16 protein-coding genes and 1 rRNA gene are annotated in these 16,801 nt (G+C 64.7%); 14 read left to right on the top strand and 3 right to left on the bottom strand.

The genetic code is table 11. From position 1 onward, the window contains the following. Positions 1-6 precede the first annotated feature (6 nt). Positions 7-125: ribosomal RNA gene (rrf, locus tag EB835_RS17015) — 5S ribosomal RNA — on the top strand. A 325-nt stretch (positions 126-450) separates the two neighbouring features. Here rrf and EB835_RS17010 read toward each other — a convergent pair. After that, entirely contained in the window at positions 451-1,101 is a 651-nt protein-coding gene (locus tag EB835_RS17010; RefSeq protein WP_135810641.1) for a GNAT family N-acetyltransferase, read from the bottom strand. Positions 1,102-1,328: 227 nt separating this feature from the next. Here EB835_RS17010 and gdhA point away from each other — a divergent pair, with 227 nt between their 5' ends. Then, positions 1,329-2,675: an NADP-specific glutamate dehydrogenase gene (gdhA, locus tag EB835_RS17005; protein ID WP_135810640.1), complete on the top strand. Its 1,347-nt coding sequence runs from the start codon at positions 1,329-1,331 to the stop codon at positions 2,673-2,675. A gap of 159 nt (positions 2,676-2,834) precedes the next feature. On the opposite strand, the gene EB835_RS17000 is transcribed toward gdhA, so the two are convergent. Beyond that, positions 2,835-3,350, bottom strand: coding sequence for a flavin reductase family protein (locus EB835_RS17000; RefSeq protein ID WP_135810639.1), 516 nt, complete (start codon positions 3,348-3,350; stop codon positions 2,835-2,837). A 31-nt stretch (positions 3,351-3,381) separates the two neighbouring features. Here EB835_RS17000 and EB835_RS16995 point away from each other — a divergent pair, with 31 nt between their 5' ends. Together EB835_RS16995 and EB835_RS16990 are read left to right on the top strand one after the other, a co-directional pair. Then, positions 3,382-3,636: a DUF3039 domain-containing protein gene (locus tag EB835_RS16995; protein WP_135810638.1), complete on the top strand. Its 255-nt coding sequence runs from the start codon at positions 3,382-3,384 to the stop codon at positions 3,634-3,636. Next, a complete protein-coding gene (locus EB835_RS16990) occupies positions 3,637-5,430 on the top strand; it encodes a DEAD/DEAH box helicase (RefSeq protein WP_135810637.1) in 1,794 nt (597 codons plus the stop codon). It abuts the gene before it with no gap. 33 nt (positions 5,431-5,463) lie between these two features. Here the strand turns inward: EB835_RS16990 and EB835_RS16985 are convergent, their stop codons facing one another. Next, on the bottom strand, positions 5,464-6,783 hold the full coding sequence (locus EB835_RS16985) for a nicotinate phosphoribosyltransferase (protein ID WP_135810636.1): 1,320 nt from the start codon (positions 6,781-6,783) through the stop codon (positions 5,464-5,466). Between the two features lie 52 nt (positions 6,784-6,835). Here EB835_RS16985 and clpS point away from each other — a divergent pair, with 52 nt between their 5' ends. The 10 genes from clpS to EB835_RS16935 all read left to right on the top strand — a co-directional run bounded on the left by clpS (position 6,836) and on the right by EB835_RS16935 (position 16,778). Next, positions 6,836-7,141, top strand: coding sequence for an ATP-dependent Clp protease adapter ClpS (gene clpS / locus EB835_RS16980; protein ID WP_135810635.1), 306 nt, complete (start codon positions 6,836-6,838; stop codon positions 7,139-7,141). A 3-nt stretch (positions 7,142-7,144) separates the two neighbouring features. After that, positions 7,145-7,723, top strand: a complete 579-nt coding sequence (locus EB835_RS16975) for a DUF2017 family protein (RefSeq protein ID WP_135810634.1) — start codon at positions 7,145-7,147, stop codon at positions 7,721-7,723. Further along, entirely contained in the window at positions 7,720-8,541 is an 822-nt protein-coding gene (locus EB835_RS16970; protein WP_135810633.1) for an MBL fold metallo-hydrolase, read from the top strand. The genes EB835_RS16975 and EB835_RS16970 overlap by 4 nt, the downstream gene beginning before the upstream one ends. 146 nt (positions 8,542-8,687) lie before the next feature. Continuing rightward, positions 8,688-9,410, top strand: coding sequence for a ribonuclease PH (gene rph, locus EB835_RS16965; RefSeq protein ID WP_135810632.1), 723 nt, complete (start codon positions 8,688-8,690; stop codon positions 9,408-9,410). Then, positions 9,407-10,012 (top strand): RdgB/HAM1 family non-canonical purine NTP pyrophosphatase, encoded by a 606-nt coding sequence (gene rdgB, locus EB835_RS16960; RefSeq protein ID WP_135810631.1) that lies wholly within the window; start codon positions 9,407-9,409, stop codon positions 10,010-10,012. The genes rph and rdgB overlap by 4 nt, the downstream gene beginning before the upstream one ends. 126 nt (positions 10,013-10,138) lie before the next feature. Further along, positions 10,139-11,644, top strand: a complete 1,506-nt coding sequence (locus tag EB835_RS16955) for an ABC transporter substrate-binding protein (RefSeq protein ID WP_135810630.1) — start codon at positions 10,139-10,141, stop codon at positions 11,642-11,644. A 12-nt stretch (positions 11,645-11,656) separates the two neighbouring features. Beyond that, positions 11,657-12,604 carry an ABC transporter permease gene (locus tag EB835_RS16950; protein WP_135810629.1) on the top strand — a complete coding sequence of 316 codons (948 nt, stop codon included), beginning with the start codon at positions 11,657-11,659 and terminating at the stop codon, positions 12,602-12,604. A gap of 98 nt (positions 12,605-12,702) precedes the next feature. Further along, complete coding sequence (locus EB835_RS16945) at positions 12,703-13,518, top strand: ABC transporter permease (RefSeq protein WP_240688814.1); 816 nt, start codon at positions 12,703-12,705, stop codon at positions 13,516-13,518. Continuing rightward, positions 13,511-15,307 carry a dipeptide ABC transporter ATP-binding protein gene (locus tag EB835_RS16940; RefSeq protein ID WP_135810627.1) on the top strand — a complete coding sequence of 599 codons (1,797 nt, stop codon included), beginning with the start codon at positions 13,511-13,513 and terminating at the stop codon, positions 15,305-15,307. Before EB835_RS16945 ends, EB835_RS16940 begins: the two co-directional genes overlap by 8 nt. A 52-nt stretch (positions 15,308-15,359) precedes the next feature. Beyond that, a complete protein-coding gene (locus EB835_RS16935) occupies positions 15,360-16,778 on the top strand; it encodes an amidase (protein WP_135810626.1) in 1,419 nt (472 codons plus the stop codon). Positions 16,779-16,801 lie beyond the last annotated feature (23 nt).

Genomic DNA, 16,801 nt, shown 5'->3' with positions numbered 1-16,801 from the left:
TGGTTTTGCGGTGGTGATAGTGGTGGGGAAACGCCCGGTTAACCGTTCCGATCCCGGTAGCTAAGCCCATTCGCGCTGATGGTACTGCAACTTGGTGGTTGTGGGAGAGTAAGTGACTGCCGCAATATTTTTGAGGGAGGGGTCCGGCTCGACGTTATGTCGGGTAGGACCCCTTCCTTTTTTGTATTCATACGGGGGTTGTGTGGGCTCCCTTTCTCTTTTGTGTGGGGAGGGGTTCCGTCCCGACTGGTGAATACCAGTTGGGATGGGGCCCCGCCCTTTTTCGCATTCACGTACGTGTGCGCTCGTTCAAGGCTTACCGCGTTTGTCGATAGGTGCACTTGTTGATGGATGCGCTAAGGCTTGAACGAGGTTGAAGATGTGGGCTGCTGGGTGGTGGGCAGCCGGCGGTGTGGGCTCGCGGGATTTCGACTTGCAGCGTGTGCAGGGTCAGTCTGTGAGTCCTAGGAATGCGCGGACTTCTTCGGCACCGCTGACGTCTATGTCATCCATTGAGTATGGGTAGTCTTCGGAGAACAGCACCATGAGATTCTCTGTGCTTGCTGTCCCGTTCTGAGCCACAATGCTGCGCGTCCCATTGGGGGAGTAGCCGATTTTCTCCGAGACCCTCCGACTGGCGAGATTGCCCTCGACGTAGCCGGTGTCGAACCTGCGCGTCCCGAACTCTCGGATGAAGGCCCCAACGACCAACGACCGCATTCGGGTACCGAAACCTTGACCTTGTTTGTCCTTGCTCAGCCACGAACCCGTAGACACTGTTCGGGTGAGAGGAAACTGCTGCGCAGAGACGCCCTGGACTCCGATGACCTCTCCTCCGACGCGGACTGCGAACTCGATGGTCCACGACTCTACGGTGAGCGTGGCGCGCGTGTTCCAGTGGTACTGGGCGAGGCTTCGTGTGATCTCGGCGTCGTTACCCGAATCCCAGTCGACGAGGAAGGCTTGCACCCCGTCTCGACGCACACCTCCGCCGGCGATTGTCGCCAGCTCCGGCAGGTCTGAGTCTCGTACCGGACTGAGCTCCATATCGCCGGAACTCAAGTGAAGAGCAAAGGGCGGCCAGTATTCCGCAATATTCATGGATGCCATTCTGCCACTGTGGGTCTCATTCCCACCCGTCCCCGATTTCACGGTCTGCCATAGGCAATTTCATGACCAGCCAACGCAGATTTCATCGCTAATCACGGCCGGAATCACTGCAAAGACAGCGCTCGGCGACTTATATCCCACTTGAAGTGAGCAGACAACGCTGTCCATTATCTGGTCGCTCGGAAGGTTGTTATACGGGTCACGGTATGTTTGTGCGCATGAGTCTACATCCATCACTGCAGCCAATCTTCGACACGGTGCTCCAGCGCAACCCTGGAGAGTCGGAGTTTCACCAAGCGGTACAGGAAGTTCTCTATTCCCTGGGCCCCGTCGTGGACAAGCACCCCGAATACCTGGAACTCTCAGCGCTCGAACGCCTGTGTGAGCCAGAGCGCCAGATCATCTTCCGGGTTCCCTGGATCGATGACTCCGGTGACGTGCAGATCAACCGTGCCTTCCGAGTGCAGTTCAACTCGGCGCTCGGTCCGTACAAGGGCGGAATGCGCTTCCACCCCTCTGTGAACCTCGGCATCGTCAAGTTCCTCGGCTTCGAACAGATCTTCAAGAACGCCATTACCGGCCTGCCCATCGGCGGCGGCAAGGGCGGAGCGGACTTCGATCCGAAGGGCCGCAGCGACCAGGAAGTCATGCGCTTCTGTCAGTCGCTGATGACCGAGCTGTTCCGCCACATCGGCGAATACCGCGATGTGCCCGCCGGAGACATCGGCGTCGGCGGGCGGGAGATCGGCTACCTCTTCGGCCAGTACAAGAGAATGACGAACTCCTATGAAGCAGGAGTGCTCACCGGCAAGGGACTGTCCTACGGCGGCTCCATGGTTCGCACAGAAGCCACCGGATTCGGAGTCGTCTACTTCCTCAAGGACATGCTGGCCGCCGCGAAGAAGAACATCGACGGCCGCACCGTCTCGATTTCCGGGTCCGGAAATGTCGCCGTATACGCCGCTGAGAAAGTCGCGGCCTTCGGCGGCACCGTCATCACGATGTCCGACTCGGCCGGATTCATCCACGACCCGGACGGCATCGACACCGAGCTCGTGAAGCGCATCAAGTTCGACGAGCGCGGACGCATCTCCGAATATGTCGAGCAGCGCGGCGGGCGCTCGACCTACCACGAGGGCGGCAACGTCTGGGACGTCGAGGTCGACGTCGCACTTCCGTGTGCGACACAGAACGAACTCGACGGACAGTCGGCAGCGACCCTGGTCAAGAACGGCGTCATCGCCCTCGCCGAAGGCGCGAACATGCCCTGCACCCCGGAGGCCGTGAAGATCTTCGCAGACGCCGGCGTACTCTTCGCTCCCGGCAAGGCTGCGAACGCCGGCGGCGTCGGCACCAGCGCCCTCGAGATGCAGCAGAACGCCAGCCGCGACTCATGGGACTTCGACTTCACCGAAGCACGTCTGGCCGAGATCATGGGCGATGTCCACGACAGCTGTGCCGCTGCTGCCGACGAATTCGGCTCGCCCGGAGACTACGTCGCCGGGGCCAATATCGCCGGCTTCATCCGCGTCTCCGAGGCGATGCTCGCTCAGGGAGTCGTGTGACCAGTTGACGGAACGGATCCCTTGTGTCGACACATCGGCACGGCGGATCGTGACGATCGTCGGAGAGCCCCGTCCCCGTGCCGGACGGCTTCTGCATGAAGCCGGACCGGTCGGGTCGGGGCTCTCCGCTTTCATCGCCTCAGGATGCGTTCGCGGGTTTCAGCGCTTTCCGATGGTCCCGTAGGCCTTGCGCCACCGCAGCAGAGGGCGGCTGGTTCCCGCGTTCGCTCCAGCGCCCATGGACACCACCTCGCCGACGACGATGTTGTGCGTGGCCACCTCGAGCACCTCGGTGAGTTCGAGCTCGAACCAGGCGACCGCCTCGGTGAGCACCGGCTGCCCGGCCTCCGGGGCGGGGAAGGTGTCAATGCCTTGGAGCGAGCCGTACAGCGGCTGCCCGGAGGCACCGAGGCGTTCGGAGATGTCGCGCTGATCGGAATTGAGAAGCGAGATCGCAAAATGAGAACTGGTCTCCAGCGTCTCCATCATCCGTGACCCGGAGTAGACGCTGACCGCCATCGTCGGGGGATCGTAGGACACGTCGAGGAAAGAATCGACGGTGATCGCGTGCAGTGCACTGCCTCGGGTGGCAGAGACCACGGCGACCGCCGCGGCGATGTCATCGCTGAGCTCGCGATAGCGTTCTGTGAGGGAATCGTCGTAGGCCTGGTCCATGACTCTCATTCTAGGGAACTACAATGGAGCCATGACCATTCCAGCTACAGGCGGTTCAGCAACGATCGAGCGCGAGCAGTCCGAGCAGCTAGTCGAGCCCGGAGACCATGAGCGCTTCAGCCACTACGCGCCCAAGGACAAGATCATGGAGTCCATGGTGACCGGGACTCCGCTGATCGCCTTGTGCGGAAAGGTGTGGGTCCCCACACGCAACCCCGAGCGCTTCCCGATCTGCCCCAAGTGCAAAGAGATCTACGAGTCGATGTCCGAAGGACCACAGGAGTAGATGTCCGCGGATCGTCTCCCAACAGCACCAGGGACCTCCGCTGCAGAACAACTTCCACCGGCATTCCCCGAGCGCGCGGCGTGGGGAACGGCCGGAAAGTTGCGTGCCTGGCAGGCGGAGGCTCTCGAACTCTACTTCCAGGAGCAGCCCAAGGACTTCCTCGCGGTCGCGACCCCCGGCGCCGGTAAGACGACCTTCGCTCTGCGGCTGGCTGCGGAACTGCTGGCCCAGCGAGTCGTCAACCGGGTCACCGTCGTCGCTCCCACCGAACACCTCAAGGTGCAGTGGGCCGACTCGGCGGCACGTGTGGGCATCAAGCTCGACCCGCACTTCAAGAACTCACAAGGCAAGCACGCGCCCGGATATCACGGTGTGGCCCTGACCTATGCTCAGGTGGCGGCGAAACCAGTGCTCCACCACAACCGGACCGCCGCGGGCCGAACGCTTGTCATCCTCGACGAGGTCCACCACGGCGGCGACGCCCTGTCCTGGGGCGATGCCGTGCGGGAGGCTTTCGGTCCTGCGGTCCGCCGCCTGTCCCTGACCGGAACACCATTCCGGTCGGACACCTCACCGATCCCGTTCGTCACCTACGCTCCCGACGAGAACGGGATCCGCACCTCGGTCGCGGACTATTCCTACGGCTACGGTCGTGCGCTCAAAGACGGCGTCGTCCGTCCCGTGCTCTTCCTCGCCTACGCCGGTGCCATGACATGGCGGACCAAGGCCGGCGATGAGATGTCGCATGTCCTCGGCGAAGAGACGACGAAGGACATCAACTCGCAGGCCTGGCGCACAGCCCTCGACCCGAAGGGCGACTGGATTCCGGCGGTCCTCAAGGCTGCCGATATGCGACTGACCGAAGTCCGTCGCACCGTTCACGACGCCGGGGGCCTCGTCATCGCCACCGACCAAGAGGCGGCACGTGCATACGCTAAGCGCCTGCACGAGATCACCGGGGAGAAACCGACCGTGGTGCTCTCCGACGAGGCGGGAGCCTCAGCGCGGATCGAACAGTTCCAGAACTCCACCGACCGGTGGATGGTCGCAGTGCGCATGGTGTCCGAGGGCGTCGACGTTCCCCGACTGTGCGTCGGCGTCTACGCGACCTCCTCGGCGACTCCGCTGTTCTTCGCACAGGCCATCGGCCGTTTCGTGCGTGCCCGCAAACGCGGCGAGACCGCTTCGGTTTTCCTGCCGTCGGTGCCGATCCTCATGGCCTTGGCGAACACGATGGAAGTCGAACGTGACCATGCCCTGGACCGGCCGAAGAACGAGGACGAGAACGACGTCGTCGTCTTCGATGAGCAGGCCATGGAGCAGGCGAACCGCAGCGAGAGCGCCTCTGCCGACCAGCTGGGATCCTTCGAAGCGCTCGGCGCCGAAGCCCTGTTCGACCGTGTGCTCTACGACGGCGGTGAATTCGGCACCGGCGGTGCGATCGGCTCCGAGGACGAACTCGACTTCATCGGCATTCCCGGTCTGCTCGAACCCGACCAGGTGCGCGAGCTGCTGAGCACCCAGCAGGCCAGGCAGGCGAAGCGCAAGACCGCGGCGGCGCCCCCGGCCCCCGAGACGGAGACGAGCGAACTCGAACACCGGGCGATGAAGGAAGAGCGCAACCAGCTCCAGAGCCTCGTCGGCGCATGGTCGAGACGTACCGGCACACCCCACCAGAACGTGCATGTCGAACTCCGCAAGGCCTGCGGGGGACCTGCCGTCGCCCAAGCCACGCGCGAGCAGATTCAAGCCCGGATCGCGAAGCTGCAGGGCTGGTTCATCGGCAAGAAGTGAGACCCGGTGCCGGGCCTGTTCAGCGGGTGCGGATCAGGCGGAATAGAACACGGTGGGGATCGCGGGCTCGCCGGCTTGGAGCCTGCGGGCCGAACGCGGCAGCTCCGCCAAGGATTCGTCATGACGGGCGCAGGCCTGTTTCACGCCGGCCGCACCGATGAACGACTCGTCGATCTCACCGTCGACGACGAGGTCGACGCTGAGTCGACGTCCTTCGCCGAGGTCATCGGGCAGGGTCGGAATGCCGACCGCCTCCTCGACCGCGATCGGGCCGTCGACGAGGCGAAGCGCCTCCTTGTGTCCGCCCCGTGAGGGCTTGCCGGAAGAATGCTTGGCCACCGAGGTCCATTCGCCGGCTTCATCGGCGCGGGCCACGAGCTTGTACACCAGCCCGGCGGCCGGGGCGCCGGAACCGGTGACTACGCGCGTGCCGACACCATAGGAATCCACGGGGGAGGCGGCGAGTGCAGCGATCGCATATTCGTCGAGGTCGCTGGTGACGGTGATCGTCGTGTCGTGGGCTCCGAGCCGGTCCAAACTCTCCCGCACCTCACTGGCCTGTTCGATGAGGTCACCGGAATCGATGCGCACACCGCCGAGGTTCGGCCCGGCCAGTTCGACTGCCGTGGCCAGCGCCTCGTCGACGTCGTAGGTGTCCAGGAGCAGAGTCGTGTCGGTGCCCAGTGACTTCAGCTGGGCGGCGAAGGCCTCCCGTTCGGAATCGTGGAGGAGCGTGAACGAATGGGCCGAGGTGCCGATCGTGCGCAGACCGTACTGCAGACCTGCGGCCAGGTTCGAGGTCGAAGCGAAACCGCCGATGACAGCGGCCCGAGCCGCTGCCACCGCCGCATGCTCGTTCGTGCGTCGCCCGCCCATCTCCGCGCACGGCCGATCTCCGGCCGCCTGGGCCATTCGAGATGCCGCCGAAGCGACCGCGCAGTCGAAGTTCATCGCCGAGAGGATGAGCGTCTCCAGGATGACGCCCTCGGCGAATGTCGATTCGATCGTGAGCAGCGGAGATCCCGGGAAGTAGATCTCACCTTCGGCATAGCCGCGGATATTGCCGGAGAACCGAAAATTCGCCAGCCAGTCGATGGTGCGCGAGTCGACGATGTTCTCCCTGCTGAGGAACGACAGCTCGGCATCGCCGAAGCGGAAGTCACGGATCATCTCGAGGATTCGACCGGTACCGGCGACGACGCCGTAGCGGCGGCCCGCGGGAAGACTGCGACCGAATACCTCGAAGAGGCTCTTGCGGTGGGCGGCGCCGGATTCCAAGGCGGCCTGCACCATCGTCAATTCGTACTGATCCGTGAAGAATGCCGTCGAATCGGTCCGTGTGAGATCACTCATAGGCGCGATCTTACGTCACGACAGCGTCAGTGTTCTGCCGTAAGGTGGAAACGTGAGCAATCCAACGACACCAGTCCTGGAGCCGGAGGTCGACGTCCGTCCCTCCGAGAGCCTGGCCAAGCCCTGGAGGACCGTGGTCTTCAACGACCCGGTCAACCTCATGAGCTATGTCAGCTTCGTGTTCCAGACCTACTTCGGATACTCCGAGGAGAAGGCCCACTCGCTCATGCTCGAAGTCCATGAGAACGGGCGCTCCGTGGTCGCCACCGGAGGTCGTGAAGCGATGGAACGAGATACCCAAGCGATGCACGAATACGGCCTGTGGGCCGCGTGCCAACCCGATTCAGGATCCGACTGACACATGGCAGCCATCGACGCACGAGGGGACGACGTCGTCCTCACTCTGCAAGACAACGAACGCTCGCTCATGCTCACCGTGTTCACCGATCTCGCAGCTCTGCTGGCCGAAGACAGTGACAGCGATGACGACCGCCCCGACTCGGAGAACTGGGAAGCTCGACTCGGACTCGTCGACCGACCCCGACCGGAGGACCCGGCACTGCTGCGCCTGCTGCCCGACGTCGACCCCGACGACGAAGAGCGTTCAGCGGAGTTCCGCCGCCTCACCGAGTTCGATCTCAAACAGGCCAAGGCGCACAATGTGCGCATCGTGCTGCTGGGACTGAGCAAGGGCAACGACATCCCCCTGACTCGGGACGAAGTGCTCGCATGGATGAAGGGCCTCAATGATCTGCGACTCGTCTTCGCCGTCCGCCTCGGAATCGACACCGAGGAGGCGCAGGAGGAGAAGTACGCCCACCGCGAGGACCTCTCCGAATCGGAAGACCTCACCCTGACCCTGTACGACTTCCTGACCTGGATTCAGGACCGACTGACAACGACCTTGCTGGACCAGACGCAGGGGGATGACGAGATATGAGACTCACCGCTATCGGCACCGCCGGCTCCTTCCCGGGGCGCGGCGCCCTCGCCAGCTGCTACCTCATCGAAACCGATGAGGACACACCCACTCGCATCATCCTCGACCTCGGGTCCGGTGCACTCAGCCCCCTGCAGGAGACGATCGACACCGATCGTCTCTCCGGGATCGTGCTCAGCCACCTCCACCCGGATCACTGCATGGACATGACCGGGCTCTACGTCAAACACTGCTTCGACCCGAAGTTCTTCAACGGCGACATCTCCGACACCGGAACGATCCGCACCCGCACCCCGGTGTTCGCCCCCGCTGGTGCGAAGGAGCGACTGTTCCGGGCCTACTACACGGATCCCGGAAAGTCCCCGGTCGCCAATGGGGGAGACGACTCGGACTTCGAGCACGCCTTCGAATTCTCCGACCTCGACCACGGAAGCAGGCACCAGATCGGTTCACTGACCATCGAAGCCTTCCTCGTCGACCACCCCGTCGAGGCCTACGCCCTGCGGATCACGGATGCCACCGGCAAGGTCATCACCTATTCCGGTGACAGCGATGAGTGCGACAACCTCGTCGAAGCAGCGAGGGGCGCCGACCTCTTCCTCTGCGAAGCCGCTTTCCAGGAGGACCGTGACACTGCGCGCGGAATCCATCTCACCGGCAAGCGCGCCGGCCGGGTGGCGCAGAACGCCGAGGCGGCAGCGCTCGTGCTCACCCATATCCCCATCTGGACCGACTGCTCCATCGTCCGCGGTGAGGCAGCTGGGGAGTACCGTGGACCCATCGAGCTCGCGAAACCCGGAGCCACCTGGACCGTATGAACCGGTGACCACCGGCCGATGAGGATCCTCGACCAGGCAACCGAACGAAACAGCAGTCTCTGGACCTCGGCACCCCAGCGCCGCCGACCGTCCGTGACACCGGCAGACCACAGAAACCAGCTACACCGAGACGAAAGAGGCAGACAGTGCGAGCAGACGGCCGTGCAGCAGACGAACTCCGTGAAGTCCGGATCACACCGGACTGGATCAACACCGCCGAAGGGTCCGCGTTAGTGGAATTCGGCAACACCCGCGTCCTCTGCGCGGCCTCGCTGACCGAAGGCGTGCCGCGCTGGCTCAAGGGCCAGGGCCGCGGATGGGTCACCGCCGAATACGCCATGCTGCCGCGGGCCACCGACTCCCGCAGCACCCGTGAGTCCGTCAAAGGCAAACAGGGCGGACGCACCCACGAGATCTCCCGCCTCATCGGCCGCAGCCTGCGCGCGGTCATCGACATGGACAAGCTCGGCGAGAACACCCTCGTCCTCGACTGCGACGTCCTCCAAGCCGACGGCGGCACGCGCACCGCGTCGATCACCGGAGCCTACGTGGCCCTGGCGAAGGCCATCGACAAGGGACGCTCGACCGGGCTCATCCCCGCCGCCCACCAGCCGATCATCGACTCGTTGTCCGCCATCAGCGTCGGCATCATCGACGGACAGCCGCTCCTCGACCTGCCCTATGTCGAGGACTCACGCGCCGAAACCGATATGAATGTCGTCATGACCGGTTCCGGGAAGTTCATCGAAGTCCAGGGGACCGCCGAAGGAGCACCTTTCGACCGCGATGAACTCGGCAGGCTGCTCGATCTCGCCGCTCACGGCTGCACCGAACTCACCCGCATCCAGTCCGAAGCGCTCGCAGGATGACGACCTTCGTCCTCGCCACTCACAATGAGGGCAAGAAGCGAGAGCTGCTGACCATCCTCGGGCCCGTCCTCGGCAGTGACATCCAAGTGCTCACCGCCGCCGAGGCGGGGCTCGGCGATGTCGCCGAAACCGGGATCACGTTCACCGAGAACGCCCTCATCAAGGCGCGTGCCGCTGCAGCTGCGACCGGGCGCACCGCCATCGCAGACGACTCGGGCATCAGCGTCGACGTCCTCGGCGGTGCACCGGGGATCTTCTCCGCCCGCTGGGCCGGTCGACACGGCGACGACCGGGCGAACCTCGAGCTCCTGCTCGCCCAATTGGGCGATATCGCGGCCGAACACCGCGGTGCACAGTTCCGCTGCGCAGCTGCCGCTGTGACCGCCGACGGACGCGAGTTCACCGCCGAGGGTGTGATGCCGGGACGACTGGCCACCGAGCCCAAAGGTGAGAACGGCTTCGGGTACGACCCGATCTTCGTCCCCGACGGTTCAGAGATCAGCACCGCAGAGATGAGCGCCGAGGAGAAGAACTCCCGCTCCCACCGCCGGTTCGCCTTCGACGCACTGGCCGCGATCCTCGCCGAGGAGCCGAACCTCTGAAGCGTCTGCTCGAGACGCCCAGCATCTGAACACAGTCGCCTCATCAATTGAGAACTTCGGATACACTGACGATGCTTGAGTGTTGGCGAACGACCCTCTTCGTGGTCGGCGAAATCGAGGAGAACGATGAAGACTCCGCGCATCATGACGTGGGCGGCGGCAGCGGTCGCCACCAGCCTGTTGATCACGGGCTGTTCGGCCGGCGCTTCCGACACCGGCGGCGATGCGCAGAAGAAGGACTCGATGACCATCGCGTTCACCGCCGAGCCGGTCAATCTCGACTTCACCTCGACCTCGGGAGTCGCCATTCCCGAAGCGCTGATGGAGAACGTCTACGAATCGCTCGTCCGCCTGGACGACGAAGGCGAGATCCAGCCCGCTTTGGCCGAGGACTGGTCGCTGTCAGATGACCGCAAGACCTACACCTTCGAGCTTCGCGACGGAGTGAAGTTCTCCAACGGTGCGGACCTCACCAGCGAAGACGTGAAGTACTCCTACGAGCGAGTGCAGAAGGACTGGAAGAACGCGCTGAAATCCAAGATGGACATCGTCGAGTCCATCGACACCCCGGATGACGGCACCGTCGAGATCGAACTGAAGAAGCCCTCGAACACCTGGCTGTTCAACCTCACGAGCCTCGTCGGAGCGGTCTTCGACACCGAGGGGACGAAGGATCTGGCCAACGAGGCCATCGGCACCGGTCCCTTCGAGATCGAGAAGTTCGCGCGCGGACAGTCCATCGACTTCGCCGCCCGCGACGACTACTGGGGCGAGAGGCCGTCCCTGAACACGGTCCAGTTCAAGTACTTCAAGGATGCGGTCTCCGCATCGAACGCGCTGAAGTCCGGAGAGATCGACCTCGTCTCCAACCTCCAGGCACCCGAACTGGCCGGCGAGTTCCAAAGCGATGACTACCAGATCGTCTCCGGCACCACTAACGGCGAAGTCGTGCTGTCGATGAACAACGCCGAGGGCATCTTCAAGGACAAGAAGGCGCGTGAGGCCGTGATGCACGCGATCGACCGCAAGGCCGTCGTCGACACCGCATGGGCCGGCTACGGCGAACTCATCGGCTCGATGGTGCCCCCGACCGACCCGTACTACGAAGACCTCACCGGGGTGTGGAAGTACGATCCGAAGAAGGCCGAACAGCTCGTCGACGAAGCCGGGATCAAGGGCGAAGAGTTCGCTTTCACCGTGCCCAACCTGCCCTATGCGAAGGCGATCTCCGAAATCGTCTCCGCCCAGCTCGAAGAGGTCGGGCTGAAGGCGAAGGTCTCGACCCAGGAGTTCCCGGCCGTGTGGTTGGACAAGACGTTCACCGAACATGATTTCGATATGTCGGTGATCAACCACGCCGAACCGCGCGATATCCTCACCGTGTTCTCCAACGACTACTACATCGGCTACGACGACTCGACGATCAAGAAGATCGCGGAGAAGGCCGATACCGGCACCGAGGAGGAGTACATCTCAGGAATGAAGGAGATCGCGAAGACGATCACCGAGGATGCCGCCTCGGACTTCCTGTTCCTGTTCCCGAACCTCGTCATCGCCAAGTCTGATATCGAAGGGATCCCCGCCAACCGGGTCTCCGACGCTTTCAAGATCGCCGACCTCGGCTGGGCCTGACCACACACGTCGATGCTCACCTACGCGATCAGCCGCGCGATCCAGTTCGCGCTGTCCCTCCTCGTCGCCTCGGTGGCGGTATTCGCACTGATGAGCCTGCTGCCAGGGAATGCGGCGCAGGTCGCTCTGGGAACGAACGCCACCCCGGAGGCAGTGGCGGCACTCGAAGCCCAATACGGGCTGGACCGGCCACCGCTCATCCGGTACTTCGACTGGATGGGAGGAATGCTCACCGGAGACTTCGGCACCTCCTACGTCACCGGCGCCGACATCACTCCCGTCATCGTCGGCAGCGTCCAGGTCACCGCGATCCTCGTCATCGCCGCCATCGCCCTGTCCATCCTCATCGCTGTGCCTTTGGGCACCTTCGCCGCACTCGAACAGCGCAACTGGATCGGTGTGACGATCTCGGCGATCAGCCAGGTCGGCATCGCGATTCCGAACTTCCTGGCCGCGATCATCCTCGTCATCATCTTCTCGCTGACCCTCGGATGGTTCCCGTCCCAAGGCTGGATGGCCCCGATCGAAGGCTTCGGCGGCTTCCTGCTTCGCCTCGTCCTGCCGGTCGTGTCGCTGGCGCTGGTGCAGGCGGCGATCCTCACCCGCTATGTCCGCTCGGCCGTGCTCGACGTGATGCGGGAAGACTTCATCCGCACCGCCCGCGCCAAGGGACTGACCAGGTCGAAAGCACTGTTCGTGCACGGACTGCGCAATGCGGCGATCCCCGTCATCACCGTCGCCGGAGTCCAGCTGGCCACCCTGCTGGTCGGGGCCGTGATCATCGAGCAGATCTTCGTTCTGCCCGGTATCGGCTCCGAACTCGTCCGCGCCGTGGCCAACCGCGACCTCGTTGCGGTTCAGGGCATCGTCATGGTCCTCGTCCTGCTCGTGCTCATCATCAACCTCATCGTCGACATCCTCGTGCCCATCGTCGACCCCCGCATCAGGAACGCCGCATGAACCCGAACCCGACCGGAGCCCCGACCCCACACGAGACCGGCACGACCGCCTCGGCGAAGCCCCGTTCCCGAAAGGGCGGACGACGGACGAACGCGTCGATGATCATCGGTGCGGCACTCGTCGTCCTCATCGTCGGGCTCGCCCTCGTCTCCTTCGTGTGGACCCCGTACGACCCGAACTCGATCGATCCTGTCGCCCGGCTACAGAGCGGCAGCCTCGCCCACCCCTTCGGCACCGACACCTTCGGTCGGGACACGCTGACCTGGGTGATGGTCGGGGCCCGTATCACGCTGCTCGTCGGGGTCGTCGCCGTCGGCATCGCCCTGCTCATCGGCACCCCGATTGGGATCATCGCCGCGTTCTTCGCGAAGCAGTCGTGGGGGATGTGGATCGATGCGGTGATCATGCGCGCCAACGACATCCTGCTGGCCTTCCCCGCCCTGCTGTTGGCGATCATCTTCGCCGCCGTCTACTCGCCGGGGACGGGGCCGGCGATGGTCGCAGTCGGCATCGCCGCGATCCCGGGATTCGCCCGGGTCGCGAGGTCCGGGACGCTGCAGGTCCTCGGCTCCGACTACGTGCGCGCCGCTCGGGCCTCGAACAGACGAGTCCCGGCCATCGCGTTGGTCCATGTGCTGCCGAACATCGCCGGAATGGTCATCGTCCAGGCTTCCGTGGCGTTCGCGATCTCCGTCCTCGCCGAGGCGGGGCTGTCCTTCCTCGGTCTCGGCACCCAAGCCCCGACTCCCTCGTGGGGCCGGATGCTCCAGGAGTCCCAGCAGTACCTGTCCACCCATCCCGAACTCGCCCTGTGGCCGGGAGTGTTCATTGCGCTCGCGGTGCTCGGATTCAACCTCCTCGGCGATGGGCTGCGTGACCGGTTCGACCCGAAGATGGAGGCCAGAGGTGCCTGAGAACCTGCTCGACGTCCGTGATCTCACCATCACCCCGGCCGGCGCGGACGCACCGGTGCTCCACGACGTCAGCCTCAGCCTGGCACCGGGGGAGCGGGTCGGGCTCATCGGGGAATCCGGCTCCGGCAAATCCCTGACCGCCCAGTCCGTGATGGGCCTGCTTCCCGAAGAGCTGCACGCCCGCGGGCAGGTGCACCTGCAGGGACATTCCGGGAACCTCCTCGACGCGACCGAGAAGACCCTGGCCGGACTGCGTTCGGACATCGTGTCCATGGTGTTCCAGGAGCCCATGAGCGCACTCAACCCGCTCATGCGCATCGGCGACCAGATCGCCGAAGTGCTGCGCATCCACGGCAAGGTGCCGCGGGGGCAGATTCCGACACGTGTGCGCGAGCTGCTGCATGACGTCCACCTGCCCGATCCGGACAGCGCCCGGTTCGCCTACCCACATCAGATGTCGGGCGGACAGCGGCAGCGGGTCATGCTCGCGATCGCCCTGGCCAACTCGCCGAGGCTGCTCATCTGCGACGAGCCCACCACCGCCCTCGACGTCACCGTGCAGAAGCATATGCTCGACCTCATCGCAGAAAGGGTGGCGGCGGTGGAGGCGGGACTGCTGTTCATCACTCACGACCTCGCCGTCGTCGCCGGAGTCTGCGACCGGGTCATCGTCATGTACCGCGGCCGCATCGTCGAGACCGGCAGCGTTGACGAGATCTTCACAGCACCCCGGCACGACTACACACGCGGACTCCTGGCGTCCTCGGATCTCGAGGCCACCGATGACCGCGGCCGACTCTTCACGCTGAAGACCGCGCTCGCCTACTCGGGACCGCAGGTCCAAGGAGCAGAGCCGGGCTCGGCAACAGGGGAGTGGGAGAACTCCGGAGGCGAGGAGGACGCGCCGGCCCCGACCAGAGGGGGCAGCATCAGCACCTCCGTCGAGCAATCGACGGCAGATGACGTCAGTGCCGCCTCGGCGCGGGAATCGACACCGCTCATCGAGGCCTCGGACGTCACCCGGGTCTTCCGAGGACGAGGACTGTTCGGGCGCAGACGATCCGACGTCACCGCCCTGGGCGGGATCGACTTCACCGTTGCCGCCGGAGCACGGCTGGGCATCGTGGGGGAGTCGGGCTCGGGGAAGTCGACTCTGCTGGGCATCCTCTCCGGCCTCGACCGCCCGACCTCCGGGCATGTGCGCGTCGGCGACATACGCGTCGAAGCTGCGAGCTCACAGGCTCTGCGCCGCCTGCGCGAGAACCTGCAGATCGTGTTCCAAGACCCGTTCGCCTCGCTCGACCCGCGGATGCGAATCGCCGATATCGTGGCCGAGCCGCTCATCGCCGCCGGAGTCGACGGGGACGAACGCACCACACGGGTCGAGGAGATGATCGAAGCCGTCGACCTCGATTCGGACTCCCTGCGCCGGTACCCGCATCAGTTCTCGGGTGGTCAGAGACAGCGGATCTCGATCGCCCGGGCCCTGGTGACCCGGCCGCAGATCCTCGTCGCCGACGAACCGGTCTCAGCCCTCGACGTCTCGGTGCGCGCACAGGTGCTCAATCTGCTCACCGACCTCGTCGATGAGTACGCGCTGACCCTCCTCTTCGTCTCCCACGATCTCGGCGTCGTCAAACACCTGTGCTCCGACGTCATCGTGATGCGAGACGGGCAGATCGTCGAATCCGGTGCGACGGAGGACATCTACGCGAACCCGCAGGAGGAGTACACGCGGCGCCTCATCGCCGCTACCCCGAGCCTGGCCGAGGCGCTTGCCGCCGGATAGGCCCGGCCCTTGTGCGCGGAGATCGACGAACCATCGAAAGAAAGGGCAGCACATGACCACATCGCTCGCCGACCTCAGTGCGGCCGAACTGGCGACCGGATTCGCCGGCGGAGACTTCGACCCGGTCGAGGTGCACTCCGCGGTCGTGGACCGTATGGACGAATGCGAACCGACCATCAACGCCCTGTTCCACCGCGACGATGAACGCTCGCGGGCCGCCGCTGCGGCCAGCGCCGCACGGTGGCGTGAGGGCAGAGCGCTGAGCGGCCTCGACGGTGTGCCCGTGACGATCAAGGAGAACATCGCCCGCCGCGGAGTCCCGCTGCCCAGCGGCCACGCATGGGTGGAGATGCCGGTGGCCGACCACGATGCCCCGATCACACAGCGCCTCGAAGAGGCCGGCGCCGTCATCCTGGGGTCGACCACGATGCCCGACTGGGGAATGCTCTCATCCGGAGTGTCCTCCCTGCACGGAGTCACCCGCTCACCTCTGGACCCGAGCCTGACGACCGGAGGGTCGAGCGCCGGTGCCGGCGCTGCGGCCGCCGCCGGATACGGGCCCATCCACATCGGCTCCGACATCGGCGGATCCATCCGCCTGCCGTGCACCTGGCTCGGGCTGGCCGGGCTCAAACCCAGCTTCGGCCGAGTTCCGCTCGACGCCCCGTACCTGGGCAGATGTGCGGGACCGATCGCGCGGACGATGACCGATGTCAAAGCCGCGATGGACATCATCTCCGCCCCTGACGACCGTGACTATTCGCGGCTGCCGCGCTTCGCTGCCGATGACGCACCCTCTCTGCCGGGCAGCGACTCGAAGAGGGCTTTCGACCCGCGGGGACTGCGCATCGGTCTGCAGCTCGACGCCGGGTGCGGGGTCGCCGCAGCTGCGCAGGTGCGCTCGGCCATCACCGAGGCGGCCGACCGGTTCTCCGCAGCCGGCGCCGAAGTCGTCACGCTCGATCCGTACATCGACGATGATCTGCTCCACGACATGGATCAGTTCTGGCGGGTGCGGTCGTGGGCCGACCTCAAAGCGCTGCCGGTCGAGGAACAGGCGCTCATCCTGCCCTACATCCGACAGTGGGCTCAGGGCGGTGCCGATACCAGCGGCGTCGACCTGATGGGCTGCTATCACAGTGTCCAGGAGATCCGGCGTCGGACGATCATGGCCACCGCCGAGTTTGATCTGGTGATCTCGCCGACAGCTCCGGACGCGGCATTCCCGGCCGAACAGCCGATGCCGTACCCGCAGGTGCACGAACCGATGGGCCATATCGGCTTCACGATGCCGTTCAATATGTCCGAGCAGCCGGCGGCAACTGTGCTGGCTGGGTTCATGGACGACGGTCGGACCATCGGTGCGCAGATCGCAGGGCGGCGTTTCGCTGACGAATTCGTCATGGCCGCCGGCGCCTGGTTCGAGGCTGCGACCGACCTCGACCTGCCGGCACGATCGGTGACGAGCTGACGGAGGGATGAAAGCGGGCCTGT

The organism is Brevibacterium sp. S22 (assembly GCF_004745485.1).
Lineage (GTDB): Bacteria > Actinomycetota > Actinomycetes > Actinomycetales > Brevibacteriaceae > Brevibacterium.
Note: the sequence above shows the minus strand (reverse complement) of the source record. Positions and strands in the feature narration are given on the sequence as shown.

Bases quoted from the DNA above. Each gene is read 5' to 3' on its own strand.
- EB835_RS17010 (WP_135810641.1), bottom strand. From the start codon at position 1,101: ATGAATATTGCGGAATACTGGCCGCCCTTTGCTCTTCACTTGAGTTCC.
- gdhA (WP_135810640.1), top strand. From the start codon at position 1,329: ATGAGTCTACATCCATCACTGCAGCCAATCTTCGACACGGTGCTCCAG.
- EB835_RS17000 (WP_135810639.1), bottom strand. From the start codon at position 3,350: ATGGACCAGGCCTACGACGATTCCCTCACAGAACGCTATCGCGAGCTC.
- EB835_RS16995 (WP_135810638.1), top strand. From the start codon at position 3,382: ATGACCATTCCAGCTACAGGCGGTTCAGCAACGATCGAGCGCGAGCAG.
- EB835_RS16990 (WP_135810637.1), top strand. From the start codon at position 3,637: ATGTCCGCGGATCGTCTCCCAACAGCACCAGGGACCTCCGCTGCAGAA.
- EB835_RS16985 (WP_135810636.1), bottom strand. From the start codon at position 6,783: ATGAGTGATCTCACACGGACCGATTCGACGGCATTCTTCACGGATCAG.
- EB835_RS16975 (WP_135810634.1), top strand. From the start codon at position 7,145: ATGGCAGCCATCGACGCACGAGGGGACGACGTCGTCCTCACTCTGCAA.
- EB835_RS16970 (WP_135810633.1), top strand. From the start codon at position 7,720: ATGAGACTCACCGCTATCGGCACCGCCGGCTCCTTCCCGGGGCGCGGC.
- rdgB (WP_135810631.1), top strand. From the start codon at position 9,407: ATGACGACCTTCGTCCTCGCCACTCACAATGAGGGCAAGAAGCGAGAG.
- EB835_RS16955 (WP_135810630.1), top strand. From the start codon at position 10,139: ATGAAGACTCCGCGCATCATGACGTGGGCGGCGGCAGCGGTCGCCACC.
- EB835_RS16950 (WP_135810629.1), top strand. From the start codon at position 11,657: ATGCTCACCTACGCGATCAGCCGCGCGATCCAGTTCGCGCTGTCCCTC.
- EB835_RS16945 (WP_240688814.1), top strand. From the start codon at position 12,703: ATGATCATCGGTGCGGCACTCGTCGTCCTCATCGTCGGGCTCGCCCTC.
- EB835_RS16935 (WP_135810626.1), top strand. From the start codon at position 15,360: ATGACCACATCGCTCGCCGACCTCAGTGCGGCCGAACTGGCGACCGGA.